Source organism: Vibrio astriarenae, assembly GCF_010587385.1.
Classification (GTDB): Bacteria; Pseudomonadota; Gammaproteobacteria; order Enterobacterales; family Vibrionaceae; genus Vibrio; species Vibrio astriarenae.
Window position 1 is genome coordinate 2,930,097 of sequence record NZ_CP047475.1, and the last position, 15,737, is coordinate 2,945,833.

At 46.2% G+C, this 15,737-nt stretch carries 15 protein-coding genes; 2 read left to right on the forward strand and 13 right to left on the reverse strand.

Annotated features, from left to right (window positions below):
* Positions 1-4: 4 nt before the first annotated feature.
* The 9 genes from rfbD to GT360_RS13620 all read right to left on the reverse strand — a co-directional run bounded on the left by rfbD (position 5) and on the right by GT360_RS13620 (position 9,292).
* A complete protein-coding gene (gene rfbD / locus GT360_RS13580; protein ID WP_164649667.1) occupies positions 5-913 on the reverse strand; it encodes a dTDP-4-dehydrorhamnose reductase in 909 nt (302 codons plus the stop codon).
* Positions 888-1,802 carry a glycosyltransferase family 2 protein gene (locus GT360_RS13585; protein WP_164649365.1) on the reverse strand — a complete coding sequence of 305 codons (915 nt, stop codon included), beginning with the start codon at positions 1,800-1,802 and terminating at the stop codon, positions 888-890. Before GT360_RS13585 ends, rfbD begins: the two co-directional genes overlap by 26 nt.
* Positions 1,783-2,598: a glycosyltransferase family 2 protein gene (locus GT360_RS13590; protein WP_164649366.1), complete on the reverse strand. Its 816-nt coding sequence runs from the start codon at positions 2,596-2,598 to the stop codon at positions 1,783-1,785. Before GT360_RS13590 ends, GT360_RS13585 begins: the two co-directional genes overlap by 20 nt.
* A gap of 179 nt (positions 2,599-2,777) precedes the next feature.
* Entirely contained in the window at positions 2,778-3,323 is a 546-nt protein-coding gene (gene rfbC, locus GT360_RS13595; protein WP_164649367.1) for a dTDP-4-dehydrorhamnose 3,5-epimerase, read from the reverse strand.
* A 357-nt stretch (positions 3,324-3,680) separates the two neighbouring features.
* Positions 3,681-4,574 (reverse strand): glucose-1-phosphate thymidylyltransferase RfbA, encoded by an 894-nt coding sequence (gene rfbA, locus GT360_RS13600; RefSeq protein WP_164649368.1) that lies wholly within the window; start codon positions 4,572-4,574, stop codon positions 3,681-3,683.
* Between the two features lie 39 nt (positions 4,575-4,613).
* Positions 4,614-6,062 carry a KpsE/RkpR family capsule polysaccharide export protein gene (locus GT360_RS13605; RefSeq protein ID WP_164649369.1) on the reverse strand — a complete coding sequence of 483 codons (1,449 nt, stop codon included), beginning with the start codon at positions 6,060-6,062 and terminating at the stop codon, positions 4,614-4,616.
* Between the two features lie 235 nt (positions 6,063-6,297).
* Positions 6,298-7,083, reverse strand: coding sequence for an ABC transporter permease (locus tag GT360_RS13610; RefSeq protein WP_164649370.1), 786 nt, complete (start codon positions 7,081-7,083; stop codon positions 6,298-6,300).
* A 47-nt stretch (positions 7,084-7,130) separates the two neighbouring features.
* Positions 7,131-8,867 (reverse strand): polysaccharide biosynthesis/export family protein, encoded by a 1,737-nt coding sequence (locus tag GT360_RS13615; RefSeq protein WP_239502560.1) that lies wholly within the window; start codon positions 8,865-8,867, stop codon positions 7,131-7,133.
* A 20-nt stretch (positions 8,868-8,887) separates the two neighbouring features.
* On the reverse strand, positions 8,888-9,292 hold the full coding sequence (locus tag GT360_RS13620) for a hypothetical protein (protein WP_164649371.1): 405 nt from the start codon (positions 9,290-9,292) through the stop codon (positions 8,888-8,890).
* Between the two features lie 593 nt (positions 9,293-9,885).
* Between GT360_RS13620 and rfaD the strand changes: the two genes are divergently transcribed.
* Both rfaD and lpxM read left to right on the forward strand, forming a co-directional pair.
* Complete coding sequence (rfaD, locus tag GT360_RS13625; protein ID WP_164649372.1) at positions 9,886-10,827, forward strand: ADP-glyceromanno-heptose 6-epimerase; 942 nt, start codon at positions 9,886-9,888, stop codon at positions 10,825-10,827.
* A gap of 200 nt (positions 10,828-11,027) precedes the next feature.
* Positions 11,028-11,990, forward strand: a complete 963-nt coding sequence (gene lpxM, locus GT360_RS13630) for a lauroyl-Kdo(2)-lipid IV(A) myristoyltransferase (RefSeq protein WP_164649373.1) — start codon at positions 11,028-11,030, stop codon at positions 11,988-11,990.
* 98 nt (positions 11,991-12,088) lie between these two features.
* Here lpxM and GT360_RS13635 read toward each other — a convergent pair whose 3' ends face one another.
* The 4 genes from GT360_RS13635 to GT360_RS13650 are packed head-to-tail and all read right to left on the reverse strand — an operon-like array spanning position 12,089 to position 15,691.
* Positions 12,089-13,057 (reverse strand): glycosyltransferase, encoded by a 969-nt coding sequence (locus GT360_RS13635; RefSeq protein WP_164649374.1) that lies wholly within the window; start codon positions 13,055-13,057, stop codon positions 12,089-12,091.
* A gap of 11 nt (positions 13,058-13,068) precedes the next feature.
* Positions 13,069-13,548: a pantetheine-phosphate adenylyltransferase gene (gene coaD / locus GT360_RS13640; RefSeq protein ID WP_164649375.1), complete on the reverse strand. Its 480-nt coding sequence runs from the start codon at positions 13,546-13,548 to the stop codon at positions 13,069-13,071.
* 33 nt (positions 13,549-13,581) lie between these two features.
* Positions 13,582-14,604, reverse strand: coding sequence for a glycosyltransferase family 9 protein (locus GT360_RS13645; RefSeq protein WP_420825427.1), 1,023 nt, complete (start codon positions 14,602-14,604; stop codon positions 13,582-13,584).
* Entirely contained in the window at positions 14,597-15,691 is a 1,095-nt protein-coding gene (locus GT360_RS13650; protein ID WP_164649377.1) for a glycosyltransferase family 9 protein, read from the reverse strand. The genes GT360_RS13645 and GT360_RS13650 overlap by 8 nt, the downstream gene beginning before the upstream one ends.
* Positions 15,692-15,737 lie beyond the last annotated feature (46 nt).

Consider the following 15,737-nt stretch of genomic DNA (forward strand, 5'->3'; position numbering starts at 1 on the left):
TCTTTTAATAATTAGTGAGTTCATCTAGCATGCTGGATAGTTGCTTGCGCCAATGAACGGTTTTTACACCACTCGCTTTCTCTGCCGTTGTTTTATCAATTACACTAAAACTAGGGCGCTTAGCTGGCGTTGGATAAGCACTCTCAGGAATCGGCCCTACTGGAATCTCTTTATCCAACATGCCTTTCTCGATTCCTAGCTCCTGAATCGCAACCGCAAAATCATACCAAGAAGCCACACCTGCATCCGTCCAATGAAGAATCTCAGCCTTACCGAGTTCGCCATCTTCTTGTACCTTGCTGCTTGTACCTTGCTCCTCAACCAAACTCCAAATCATCTTCGCGAGGCCCTTCGCCCACGTTGGTGTGCCGACTTGATCATACACAATGCCTAGTTGCTCTTTTTCAGCCATTAGGCGCAGCATGGTTTTGACGAAGTTATTACCGTGGGCTGAGTAAACCCAAGCAGTGCGAATGATGGTGGCTTGGTTGCCAAGAATGTCTGAAACTTTGATATCGCCTTGCAGTTTTGAATCGCCGTAGACGTTGATGGGGTTTGGGGTATCCTCAGGCTGATAAGGGCTCGTGTTAGAGCCGTCGAATACAAAGTCTGTAGAAACATGGATCAGTGGGGCTTTGATCTCTTTACACGCTAGGGCTAGGTTTTCACTGCCCTTTTCGTTAACCGCATACGCAGTTTCTTGATCAGTTTCGGCCTTATCGACGGCGGTGTATGCGGCTGCGTTTATGACAATCGTCGGTTTGTGCTCAAGACATGCTGAGAAAACCGCTTGATTGTCAGTGATATCAAGCTCATCAATTCCCAGTGAAACCAATTCAATATGAGGTGGGAGAGTTTGCTCTAACTCCCATGCCAACTGACCACCTTTACCGGTTACGAGTACTTTCACAATACTTCCCTTGTTTATTCTTTAAGCCATGTATGAGTCCCAAGGTCATGGCCTTGAGGTGTTGAATTCGATTACTGGTCATCGTGCTATACAGTGCAAAGCGCACTGGCATCTTGGCGCATTCCACTGTTTTCCAAACCAGTGGGACGTGCTTCAAGCGCAGCATATGTATCGCGTTTCGAATGTAGTAGTAGTGCCTAAGTGGCGAATGATTGACGATTTTCTTGCCCATGAATGAGATAGGCTGTTCACCGAGTTCTTGAATCAGTGTGGCTTCGGGGTTGGTGATAATCTGAAACCCTTTGGCATTGGCTCGAAGGCCCCACTCGATGTCGCAAAAGTCGATAAAAAGCCCCTCAAGATAGGGGCCAATGGTGTTAAAGCTATTTAAGTTAATCAAGCTTCCCGAGTTAATGGCATAAGATGCCCACAACTCATTGCGTCTCGCGTATTTCGGGTGCCTACGTGTGATACCAAATTTCTCTACCTGAATGATTGAGCCGTAACTCTCTAGGTTTTTGGCATAATAGCTTGGCACATAAGCGGCCACATTATCCGCTGGCGCTCGCTTACTGGTAATGGGCGTTATCATCTCTTCGATAAACCCATCATCGATAACACTGTCTTGATCAAACAGAAAACACCAATTCATGCCTTGCGATTGCCAATATTCGACACCCTGATTGATCGCTTTCGCCACCCCCAGGTTGCACATGTTACGAATAATATTTACTGACTCGCTTTCCACCCACTCCAGTGGCTCACCCTCTTCGGTATTATCCACCACCACCACCGGCAGCATCTTACTTAGCTTCTTCAGGCTATTGATTGCCTGTAGATTTGGGTGGTAGAACACCACTACGGCGGCGACTTTAATGTTGCTGGATTTCACACGTGTTACTCTGCGATGAGGTGACTAATATTGATTTGTGTCTTCGTAAGCGATGTTTCGCGAGAGTAAAAAGCAGCACGCTCTTTACATGGCGAAAAAACGCTCGAGACAAAAACTGCTGACTGCAGCGATGCCGGTAGTGTATGGCTTCCACTTCGGGTACAAATTTCACCCTCTCACCAATTTGACTGGCACGCAGACAGAAATCTATATCTTCACAATACATAAAGTAGGTTTCATCCAAGCCTTGAAGGCGTTGATAAAGCCCTGCTTTCACCACTAAGAATGCCGCCGAACTCCAACACTCTTTATCATCGGTGGGTTGTGTCTTGTCGATCACCGTACTGCGGTCACCAAACACATAATTGCGAATAAAATTGATGAACCTTGGATACGCTCGTAGATTGTCATCAAATAGTGTTTTCTCTTCATCTAAGAAGAGGTTGACGGTCATCAGCGCATCTGAACTCGTTTTGGTTAGTTCAACCAAACGGTTGAGCATGACCTCATCAATACTGATATCCGGGTTAAGAAGAACAAAATAGTCTTCCGGTTGCATTCCTTCCGACTGAGCAAGCAAATAATTTAAGTTGTTGTTGGTCGCAAATCCTTTCTCAACCTCATTACTGACATACTGAATATTGTGATCAGCGCAATACTGTTTAAGCTCCCCCGTTTGGATGTTGTCGCGAAAAATCACTTCAATATCCGGATGCTCAGCCAAGCGCTTTAAGGTGTTAAGTTGAATCAGTATGTCGTGATGAAGATGAGATACGACGGAAAAATATAGTTTCACAAAGCCTCGATAGGCGGAAGGGAGCAAGAGCGCCGCTTTGCGGCTTCAAGAAGAAAGGGGCAAGGGATGAGGGACAAGGGACAAGATAAAAAGAAAAGTGCTTTTTCTCTTTACCTGTTTATCTCTTTAACTCTTTCTCTTTGACTCGTTTCTCTCTAACTCTGCCCGGTCTGCCTTTCTTAAAACTTCGGTGCAGCTTCGAAGCTTAGACCTGCTTCGTCCTTTGCTGATAGCTTAGGTGATGCGCCGTTCACCAAAGGCCAGTCGATACCGATCGTGGCGTCATCCCACTTCACTGACACTTCGGCGTTTGGGTTATAAATATCGGTACACTTATACACAAACTCGGCTTCTTCTGTTGTGACATAAAAGCCATGGGCAAAGCCCTCTGGTACCCAAAGTTGGCGCTTGTTTTCAGCAGAAAGCAACACGCCAACCCATTGACCAAACGTAGGTGAGTCTTTACGCATATCCACCGCGACATCAAAGACTTCACCACTCACCACACGCACCAGTTTGCCTTGGGTATTTTCAGTTTGATAGTGCAAACCTCGCAAAATACCGTGCGCTGATTTGCTGTGGTTTTCCTGGACAAACTCACGTTCCCCACACACTTCATTAAATGAAGAGGTACGGAACGTTTCCATGAAAAACCCACGCTCATCACCAAACACTTGTGGCTCTATGATTTTAACGTCTGGAATTTTAGTACTAATAAATTTCATAATCTTAGAATGACTTTTTGGTTATTCGATTTATGTTTGTTATTGGATTCGTTTTTTGTCGGAGGCTGGGAAGATAGACTCGGGGAACAGAGGTTCAAGGTGAAAGGTGAAAGGTGAAAGGTGAAAGGTGAAAGGTGAAAGGTGAAAGGTGAAAGGTGAAACATCTTGACGACCTTATGGGGAGTGTCAAACTTTCCTACTTTCCTACTTTCCTACTTTCCTACTTTCCTACTTTCCTACTTTCCTACTTTCCTACTTTCTTCTTGCTCTTCTTTAACCTTGTACCTTGCAGTTGCAAAGCAACGCCCTTGTACCTTACCTCTATTCCATTCAAGTCCAACTGCTCTTACCCAGCCTCTAGAACACCTTGTGCTCTAGTAACCTCAATAGGTATTGGCCGTAGCCTGATTTTTGTAGTGGTACTGCAATGTCGCGCAAGCCTGCATCATCGATATAACCCATGCGGTACGCAACTTCTGCAGGGCAGTTGATTTTTAGGCCTTGACGTTTTTCGATTGCACGGATGAAAACGGCGGCATCGAGTAGGTCATCTAGGGTTCCGGTGTCTAGCCATGCGGTTCCGCGGCCAAGGAGCTCAACTTTGAGGTTGTTGGCTGCGCGGTACTGTTCGATTACTTCGGTGATCTCTAGCTCTCCACGTGCAGAAGGCTTCACGTTTTTAGCAAACTCAACCACATCACTATCAAAGAAATATAATCCTGGGACGGCATATTTTGACTTTGGCTCTTCAGGCTTCTCTTCAATCGAGAGCACGTTGCCTTCATCATCAAATTCCACCACGCCGTAAGCTTTAGGGTCTGCTACGTGGTAGCCAAAGATAGTGGCGCCCGCCATCTGATCGTTGGCTTTTTGCAGTGATTTTTTCAAGTCATGGCCATAGAAAAGGTTGTCACCTAACACAAGCGCAACTGAAGAACCTTTTAAGAAATCTTCTGCCAAGATAAAGGCTTGAGCTAGGCCATCAGGGGATGGCTGAACAATGTACTCGAATTTTACCCCCCAGCGAGAGCCATCACCTAGCTGACGAATGAAACGGTGCTGCTCTTCTTCGGTGGTGATGATTGCGATTTCGCGGATCCCTGCCATCATTAGGCAAGATATTGGGTAGTAGATCATTGGCTTGTCATAGACCGGCATTAACTGCTTGCTGACTGCTCTTGTGAGGGGAAATAACCTCGTACCGGAGCCACCGGCTAAGACAATTCCCTTTCTTCTTTGAGGGTTAAGCATGGTTGTATTCCTAGTTTGTGGGGTACTGACGTGTTGTGTTTACTTCAACTCTCGAATGGTTGAAATAATAATTTTGCCGATGGCGAATAACATCATTGTCACCAAAGCAAAAAGACTGATGTTGTATAACGCATGGGGGTATTTACTGTCTTGAGGCAGTGTCGCTGCTTCTACTACAACCAAATATTTCAGCTGGCGGTATGCCTCGATGCGTGATTTTTCTAAAGACACTTCAGAGGAAGTGTAGGCTTGCAGGGCAAGCTCCATTTTGACTTTTAAATCGGTGTAATTGGCCAGTATTTCACTAACGGGGATAACTTGTTCATCATCCGCCGATAGCTTTCCGCGCTCTTTAACGAGCTGCTCTTTCAAGGCTGTCAGTTGATTTTGTAGTGCGCGAACTTGTGGAGCTTGGTCACTCATGATCGCATTGAGGCTTTTTAGTTCAGCCTCTTTTGCTGAGATTTGCCCTTCCAGCCCATAGGCTATCTGCTGCATTGCCATGCCCTCTGCGGCCGGGTCTAGCAAGTTATAGCGCTGTTGGAAGTTCAGTAGTGTTGCTTGTGCTTCCTCTAAGCGAGACTGAATATTGGCGTGCTCATTTTTAATAAACTCTAGCTGAGCTTCTGCCAATTGATGGCCAATAGAGTTGATGTACCATTCTGCTCTATCAACAATGGTTTGGGTTAAGCGATGGGCAAAATCTGCATCAAAGCCCTGCCCTTGAACAAACACGATGTTCGATTTGGCATCGATAAACACATTGATGTGTTTTTGGTAAAATTCAAAGAAGCTCTCCCAACTCGAATCTGAGTCAAGTCGACTGAATACGTCTATCTCACTCTGGCTATAATGCGCGCTCAGATTGAGTTTATCCTCTAGGTAACGAAGCATATCGTTGGATAAGATGTAAGCCTTGACTAGCTCGGTGTCAGATACGCCGGTACTTGGCATTCCTAATCCAGTCAACACGGCCATCGATGCATCCATGGTGGCCATGCCATCGGGCTGCTGCACAATAACTTGCGCTTGGCTTTCAAAACGTTCCGTTGCCCAAAAGAGTTGATAGAAGGCAAAGATGAGCGTTGGGACTAACACTAACGCAGTGAATGGCGATTGTTTTAGTTTATTTAGGAGCGGGTTGCTAGAGATCAGATGCGAGAGTTTCCCCTTCGCTTTGTGCTCTGCTTTTTTCTTTTGCTCCTCTGCAGGCTTTGCCGCAGGTGTTGAGATCACTTCGCTTTTCGGTTCAACCCTCTTTTCTTGAACCTCTTCCTGCTTCGCTTTTGCAAGCGCCTCTTCTTTCTTTGCTTCTTCCGCTTTCTTTTGTTTTTCGCGCTTAAGGTTAGTCACACGCACTAAAATTCGCTGCGATAGATCGGGGTCATCAGCCTCTAGCTGCTGAGCACGTGCCGTTAAGAACTCAATCGAATTGAACTCTCCTGGCGCTATTGATTTTCTGAATTCTTGGAATTTTTGTTCAATCATTTGTATCTAGGACCTATCGCGAAGAGAGTGCGTTTAGGTCTCAATCCTTTGAATGCGTGGGGTTCAAGGTTCAAGGTTCAAGGTTCAAGGTTCAAGGTTCAAGGTTCAAGGTTCAAGGTTCAAGGTTCAAGCATGGCGCTTGTTTGACTGACACTAAATTTCAACCTGCTTCTATCTCTTGCTTTTCTTTTACCTTGTACCTTGCAAGTTGCAAAGCAACGCCCTTACCCCTGTATCACCGACTTATCGCTTGCTTCCAACTTGCCTGATAACAAACCAACGCGGCGAATGTGAGTGTTAATGTGCATAAATCTAAGTAAAAGTAACTTACGCCTGCGTCACCGTAGTGCGGATAGGCTGCGTATCTTGCTAGCTCGACTGCGTGTAGTAGAGGGTTCCAGGTTAGGTAATGCCAATACTCTCTCGGAATATCTTGCAGACTAAAGAAAATCCCCGAAATAAAGAAAATCGGTCTCATTGCGAGTGAGCGGATTTTGTCTATCTCTGGTACGAAGCACGATGCAAGTGCAAACAAGGTTCCAATACTTGTTGCGATTAACCAGACTCTTAGCAGGATGAGAATTAACTCTATCGGGTCTGCCATTTGCATTGTATGGCCGAGGTAAAAAGCGATAACACCGATGACTAAGACGACAAAAATCTTAATCAGTAGCTCCATGCCTGAGATAGCTAGTACAGAGCTGATTGGCTGAACCTGCCTGAAGGCATATAGTGGTTTGTTTTTCTTGATTGAGGTCGATACCGATCCGACCATCCCCAAAAAAGCCTGAACCAAAACCATGCCTATCGCCATAAAGAAGAAGGTCGATATTCCGTGTGTCTCGCCGCCATCCATTCTTCCGCGCATGTATGAGAGCATAAAGATGAAAGCCACCGGTGATACCACCAACCAAGCTACACCCAGCTTATCTTGCGACTTGCTCTTTATCTCACGCACAAAAATCGCAAAGATGACATCGCCCCACACTTTTAATAGGCTGCGCTGCTTCACCTTAGCCATCAGCGCATACCCTATTCTCGAATCTAGAATCTCGCATCTAGACCTACCTAGTTGATTGCGACATTTGCGGCGACTGCAATCTGATAAATGATTTGCGTGATGTCTTTCACCGCTTGCATCATCTTCGTATCGACTTTCGGCAACACGAGAATTTGATCGCCTTTTTGAATGCGTTTATCGCTACCAAATTCCACTAGGCCGTTAGCGCGTACAATCGCAATTCTTTGGTCTTCTGCTCGGTCAGTAAATCCGCCAGCCCAAGCCACATAGTCATCAATCTTCGCGTTGGGGTTAAAGACCACCGCTTGCGGCATCAATACCTCACCAGAGATATTGATCAAATCGGTTCTTGGTGGGATGACAATGACATCGCCTTGCTCTAGGCGGATGTTGGCGATGTTGCCGTTATCGGCCACAATCACTTTACCCAGCGGCTGAACTTGTCTTGCTCGCTCAGTGAACTGTAATACCAGTTGCGCCTCTTCTGCTCGAATTCTCGCTTCACCTTCAGAAGATGCTGGTGCGGTAAACACACTGCGTTCTAGACGATCAAGCGCATCATTCAAGCTTTGCTGTTGTCTTTCGGCTACGCTCTGTCGATGCAGATAGATTGAGCCATAATCCGCCAGGTCTTCTTCGACAGGGATCTGGTTGAGAAGATCATGCAGGCGGGCACTCTTCTGTACCACAAAGTAGGAAGGCCCTAGGTAGCTGCCACTGACCTGAATGTCGATCACCTGTGCGTGCAGGTCATCGTTAAAGATCACCTTGTCACCGTCTTCCAGTGCAAAGGTTTTGAAATCGTCGTACGAGATGTAGCTAGAGAATGGGCCAGACTCACGATTGCCCATCACACCAACGTGACTGATTTTGGCGAGTGGTCGTGAGTACGATACCAGCTGTTCACCGGCGGCACTTTCACCATCAAGCTCAAAGCGGAATGGGTTGCGAACGCCACCTGCCACTGTGATGGCTGCTTTTTGTGGCTTCACCAGAATCACATCACCATCTTTAAAGCTAACACTTGGCATTTCACCTGATTGGATGAAGTCGTAAAGGTCGATGCTTTGAATGGTTTTGCCATTACGGCGGATCTCGATTTCACGGTAGCTGCCGCGCTCTGAATCAATGCCACCTGCTCGCTTAAGGAAGTAAAGCACACTGTCTGACGCCATGCCTGCGTATTGACCCGGTCGGATCACTGGGCCTGAAAGGTATACACTGACGGGTGTTGCGGTGAGCAAGTTGACGTACACACTGACATTGTTGGTGTAAATCTGCTTAATCTTTGAGGTCACTAGCTGATTGATATCGCTGGCTCGCACGTCTTGCACGCGAATAGGACCAACTTCAGGGATAAAGATGTTGCCTTGGTTATCCACAGTCAGCACGCTGCTGTAGCTCACTGCGCCCCAAAGCCACAGGTTGATTTTATCGCCCGCTGCAACAAGGTAGTTGTCATTGAGGCCATCACTGCGCTCTGTTTCGTAGCCACCCGCAAATAGGTTTGCGCCATATGGCGGGGGTAGGTTCTCACCCGATGACGGCAACAGGTCGCGCACATCGGTTTCACCAGGCAGTAATAGATTATTACGATTTTCGCGAGCATAGGTGCCCATCTCCAACATTTCGTTTGGAGAGGCGGATATTGTTGGTTGCGCGGTAGTCGATGATGCAGCAGGCACAATACCGGATTGCGCCATAAGCTGTGCGGTGTCCATACCGGTTGCAACTGCTCCCACCGAGTACAGGCTCAGTGTGAAGATAAATAGTCGCTTCAACATAATGTTTTTCGCTTATGTATTTAAATTTCTACCACCGTCGATGTCTCGACAGTGTTATTAATGAGATACCACCCTTGCTCAACAACACCTTCTATTTGGCGAGGTTGTTTGCAAGCGATTCGCTTCACAGGCGCATTCACTTGGTTGTAATGAGCATTGGAGGTTAAATTTTGGATGGTCAAAACTCTGCACGTTAAACCGAGTGCAGATAAATAGGCGGGTTCGAGTTGAATATCAAACTCAGAGTGGCTCAGTGATGTGTACATATCACTGTCGAGCTGTGACCAATACTTGGTATCGATCACCTCACCCACTGGAGCTTGATTAAGATTCACTAGAGGGAGGCTGGCATCAACCTGACGAGGCTGACTGGTGCATCCTAGCAATACTGACGAACTCAATAATAATAAGTATTTAAGTTTCATGACGTTGTTTAGGCACGCTACCGCCAGAAGGTTTGCAGCTAATTTCCCTACGAAGCTTTGCGTTTTGCCACTGTTTTTTGTTTGTCTATATGAAATAGTTTTGTAATTTTTTTATATCCAACAATACGATCATGACACTAATGTTACATGCCACATGAGCATATTGAATTGGGCCAGTTTACTGAGTGATTTTCGTCACGTAAATACCCTATACCCCTTTGTAATTAGTGACAGAACTTAATTTCCTTTTAAAACACCAGCTTAGCGACTTAAGAAATTTTATTTTTTACTTATAGTCAACAAATAACCTACATGAAAACGCCGTACGGCGTCATTTTTGTGATATCAGTTCCGGGATCTAACTCACAAAAAGCAACCTGTTGATATACATAACACTTAATATGCACACGGTTGCAAACTACAATTTTGTAACAAACTTCCTATTTAGTAAGCAAGTCAACATGAGATCTGTGTTCCAGTTTGCATTTTTCGCTGTATCCCATTTTCATCGCCTTTGCCTTTCACTCGCTCGATCCCATATCCCCCCAGTGATATACTTTTGTTAATTAAGCTCATTAAGATAGGAAGAAGTTATGATTATCGTCACTGGTGGCGCTGGCATGATCGGCAGCAATATCGTTAAGGCACTTAACGCAAAGGGTGTTCGCGATATTTTGGTGGTGGACAACCTTAAAGATGGTAAGAAGTTTAAGAACCTGGTTGATTTGGACATCGCCGACTACATGGACCGTGATGACTTCTTAACGCAAATCATGGCAGGTGATGACTTCGGCCCTATCGATGCGGTTTTCCATGAAGGTGCATGCTCAGCAACCACTGAGTGGGACGGCAAGTACATGATGCTCAATAACTATGAGTATTCAAAAGAGCTGCTTCACTACTGTCTAGAGCGTGAAATCCCCTTCCTTTATGCTTCATCAGCAGCGACTTACGGCGAGACTGAGACGTTCATTGAAGAGAAGCAGTATGAAGGCGCATTAAACGTTTATGGTTACTCGAAGCAGCAGTTCGATAACTATGTTCGCCGCGTATGGCAAGACGCCGAAGAGCACGGTGAGACGCTTTCTCAAGTGACGGGGTTCCGTTACTTCAACGTGTATGGCCCACGTGAGCAGCACAAAGGCTCGATGGCCTCCGTTGCCTTCCACCTAAACAACCAGATGAATGCGGGTGAAAACCCTAAATTGTTCGCGGGTAGCGAGCACTTTAAGCGTGATTTTGTCTTTGTGGGTGATGTGGCTGCAGTGAATCTTTGGTTCCTAGAAAATGGCCAATCAGGCATCTTTAACCTAGGCACCGGTAACGCTGAGTCGTTTGAAGAAGTGGCTAAAGCGGTGATTGCTTATCATGGTAAGGGCGAAATCGAAACCATTCCTTTCCCAGAGCATCTAAAGGGTGCTTATCAAGAATACACTCAAGCGGATCTGACCAAGCTGCGTGCAGCGGGTTGTGATCATACGTTTAAAACAGTCGCTGAGGGTGTGGCTGAGTATATGGCGGAAATTAACGGCTAGACTGCAAGGTGCAAGGTGCAAGGTGCAAGGTGCAAGGTGCAAGGTGCAAGGTGCAAGGTGCAAGGTGCAAGGTGCAAGGTGCAAGGTGCAAGGTGCAAGTTAGTTTGTTTTCTTTGCTTGTAGTGTCAACTAGTCTTTAAGTAATTATTTTTTTGTAGCCCGAAATCTTTGGATTTTGGGCTCGTGTTTTTGTGGTGTTTATGACGGATAAACGTGACGATTTTGACCCCAAGGCTTATAACCCTGAGTTTCAGTGGTCTTTTTTAGCACCTAAATATTGGGGAACATGGCTGGCGGTGGTTATCGCTCTGCCTCTTGCTCTGCTGCCTAATGCGTTTCGTCGCAAATTGGTCAGTGTTCTGATTAAAGGTCAAATAAAGAAAAAACGAGGTACGGTTCGTCGAGCGATGATCAACCTTAAGCTCTGTTTTCCTGACTGGAGTGAAGCGCAGCGGTTGGCCGTCTTAGAGCAAAACTTAATTACGGCTGGCACCTTCCTCTCTGGCTTTGCGGCTGTCACTCTCAAAGGTAAACAATGGCTTGATAACAATACTGACGTGAAAGGTATTGAGCATATTAGAAAGTTAGAGGCTAATGGCAAGAAAGCGATTCTATTGGTACCCCACTCATGGGCTATTGATATTCCGGCAATATTGTTAGCATCCAAAGGGCTGCCTGTTTCGGCGATGGCCAATAGCCAGAAGAACCTCGTTCTCGATTGGCTAATGCACAAGCAGCGCGTGCAACATGGTGGTCGAGTGTATGATCGCAGCGGTGGTATCAAACCTTTCATTAAGTCTGTTAAAGACGGTTATCTAGGCTACTACCTACCAGACCAAGACCACGGACCTGAGCAAAGTGTCTTTGCGGACTTTTTTGCCACTGAGAAGGCGACCCTACCCGCCCTCGGTAAACTCGCTAAAGTCAGTCGCGCGAAAATCGTGCCTGTATTTGCGAGTTTTGATGCGGAGACAGGGCGCTATGAAGTGGATATTCGTGAGCCAATGGATGCCCTATCTGGTGATGATGAGGGGGATGCTCGCGCAATGAATCAAGTGGTTGAAATGTTCGTGACACCTAAACCTGAGCAGTATATGTGGATCCTGAAACTGCTGAAAACCAGACGAGATGGTAAAGAGCCTTATAAACAGGAAAACTGGTAACTGGGCGATCATATCAATGCCTTCATGTGGGTTGAACCTGATGAAGGCATTCACCTCGCTGACTATTTAAATCTGGTTGGCTAGTTAAACCTGGTAAACTATTTAAAATAGTCTAGCCGCTTAAACTGACTAATTATCTCGCCCAGCTCCGGATTCAATCGGTTTTGATTCAGCACCGACTCATACTTTGCAACATACTCTTTCGCCATCACTAAAGCATTAAAGCGCTCTCTTGCATATTCATGGCATTGAACGCTATTAAACCTTCCCACATCTTTAATCGCATCGACTAAGTCTGACTCCTTTTTCGAGAGCACACCGACCTCGGGAGAGACTAGCTCAGGAAGCGAGCCATATGGCGTACCAAACACCGGGCAGCCGAAGAACAAACTTTCCGTTATTGCCAAACCGAAAGGTTCATGCCAAGTCACCGGAAAAACTAAACCTTTGGAGGCATTCATGAGCTGCGACTTGGTGTGGTCGTCCACCATCCCCTGAAAACGCACATGTCGATCAAAGGTTAGACGAATACCCATCTTGAAGTTGAAGCGATGACCACCCAATACATCAAGCTTTTCGCCCGCTTTGCGCGTGATGTCAATCGCGCCCTGTACATTTTTCACTCTCCACGCGGCTTTGCCTAGAAAGTGAAAACGCTCTCTAGGAACGCTGAAGTTTGGTTGTAAGTAGTTGTCCCAATTTAAGCCGTTATGCACATAAGCCACACCGCCATGATTTTGCGCGTGCTGCTTAGACACAAAAATGGTGTTCGCATCAATCGGACCGCTCGAATTACCATGTTGAGTGATCACATAAGGTTTATCTATGGGTTCAAACTTCGAGTGGAAATGAACAATATCGATATCTTGGGGAATTTGCTCGTTTAGAGGAACATTCGGTTGATGTTCGATCACTCTCGCCCAATCACACTGAGTTCCTTTACCTGACAGCAAAGTCACTTGATGGCCTAAAAGGTGCAAGGCTTCGACCAAATCCCAGACGACACGCTCCGTCCCACCATAATTCTTAACCGGTAAGGTTTTGGTACTAAATACTAAAATATTCACTGCGCGACCCCTTATGCTTTGAGCTTAGTTTTAATTGCCGCATACACATTTTGGGGCACAAAAGTATCGACTTCACCACCGTGAATCGCGACTTCTCTCACCAACGTCGAGGAGAGGAATGCAAACTCTTCAGAAGGCGTAAGGAATAGGCTTTCCAGTTCGGGTTTAAGACGGCGATACATGGTGGTTAAACCAAACTCATACTCAAAGTCCATGGTGGTTCTCAAACCTCTAATCAATATTGTTGCCTGATTTTGAGTCGCGAAATCGACCAGTAACCCACTGAAGCCTTTAACGGTCACATTGGGTAAGTCCGCACAGGTTTCTTCAAGCAGCTCTACGCGCTCTTCAAGGGTAAATAGGGTTTTCTTACTTGGGCTCTCTGCTACTCCCACAATGATCTGGTCAAACATGCATGCAGCACGACGAATTAAGTCAAAATGACCGTTAGTAACGGGATCGAAGGTGCCTGGATAAATCGCAATTTTCATATTTTCGTCTTTTATTGTGTACTTTTGGTCAAGCTAGATAAAGCGCTGTAGTACCTGCTTGACTCTCTCAGTGGGAATTCGTGCCATCAGGTCGCTACCCTTCACTCGCGTGCCCCATTTAAGATCTTTTGCTGGTTTTCCAAACTGCTCATTCACGACATCTTCGTAAACTGACACGACGGTTTCTAAGGCGTTGTATGGCCCCGTTCGTTTAGGGTTGCTGTGAGCATATAAGCCGATGACAGGTGTCCCTTGTGTAGTTGCGATATGAGCTGGACCAGAATCTGGCGCGATAACACATTGAGCGTTTCTCAGCACAACACAGAGTTGCTTTAGGGTTGTTTGACCAACGAGATTCACGAGGTCATTCTTAGCCTTCGATTGAATCGCCTTTGCCAGTATTTGCTCTCTCTCGGTGGGCGCACCGCAAAGAACGACACCAACACCTCTCTCTACTGCGTAGTCAGCGACTTCAGCATAGCTTTCGACAAGCCAGTTGCGCTCATCTTTACTCGCCGCTGGACTGATCACGATATAGCGTTGAGGAAGCGGGTTTAAAATCAGTTCATCGGCAGGTAATGTTGGAATTTGCCAGCTAGGCTCAGCGTCTGGACACCCCAAGTATTGAGCAAATTGGTTGAAGTTATCTAAAACATGCTCTGCATGCGTTGCAGGCAGCTTTTTATTAGTAAACAGCCACTGCCCCTCTTTGGCTCTTTTCCAGCTAAAACCTAATTTGACCTTCGCTTTGATGCCCAGTGTCAAAACACTGGCTCTCAACGCCACTTGCATGTGCAGCAGGTAATCAAAGCGACGGTTTGATAATTGCTTCCAAACCGACTGCATACCCTTTAGGCCAAGCGACTTATCGAAAACCACCACATTGACTCCAGGTAGGTCTCCTAATAGCTGTGCCTCAACCTTACCCATGATCCAAGTAATTTGAGTATTGGGAAAGGTACGCTGAATAAGTTGCACCGTCGATAACGCATGGCAGACGTCACCGATGGCAGATAAGCGAAGAATACAGATCGACTTAGGATGAGGTTTATTCACCTGATTCATCTCCTAAAGGGACCATTTCTTTCACTGTCTCCACCACCTGCTTTGGCGTGATATCCGTCAAGCAAGGTGAGTATATGCCATCACTGATCCTGCACTTGCTACCATCACATGGCACGCAATCCCTTTCAGACTGCAAAACAGCAACATTGTTGTGGACCTGTTTTACAGGAATTCGGTTGTGATACAAGTTTGTCGAACGATCAACAGGCATCTCATAAGGCCAAGGAGACCACTTACTTGCCGGTGCGACACTGATTACAGAAATAATGGGGACTGGAAAGCCCGATGCAAGGTGGCCAGGGCCACTATCTGGCCCGACAAAACCCAAGCTCTGCTTAATCAGGGTCGCTGTTTGCGGCAAAGATAACTTTCCTAGCAGGCTGACGAGTCGGCTTTGATCGGGAAAGTAAGAGACCAAAGAATTTACTATGTTCGTATCCCGCTCCGACGGCGCGCCGGTAAGCACAATATGGTAACCGCTCTCAAGTAATAACGAGAGGGTCTCTTGCCAATGTTCAACTGGCCACTGCTTGATTTCATTTGACGAGGGCGCATGCACTACAAGGTATTGCGATGGAAGTTGCTCAACCACTGACTTAGGCAGCGCTTCTTGCGGAGCCACAAGCAGAGGCTCAATCTCTACGTCAATTTTATCCAGCATTCTCGCCATACGGCTCATTTTGTGCTCATTGTTTTGACGCTCTAAAATATGATGGTTGTAGATGCGCTTCTTAAACCAAGCTCCACCGAAATGTTCATCAACCACCCCTAAACGAAAACGTCCAAACAGCAAACAATAAATCGCGGTTCTATCGGTCACTCGCTCGTTGACAACCAAGTCATATCGACCGAACTGACGCAAAAACTGAAAGTAGTCTTTTGGCTTTGGTCTCTGAGGAAAATCGATGACTTGATTAACGTCAGAGTTAAGCTCAAATATGAGCCGTCCTCTTGGGGTCACTAGCACATCAATTTGGGCGTCGGGATACTTTCGACGCAGGCTACGTGTCAGAGTCGTCACAAGAAGACTGTCTCCGATACAATGTGTTGCTAACACTAAGATGCGCTTACAGTTCATTATTTGAGTCATTTTAAATGGGCTAGCTTTGAGCATTCACTATGCG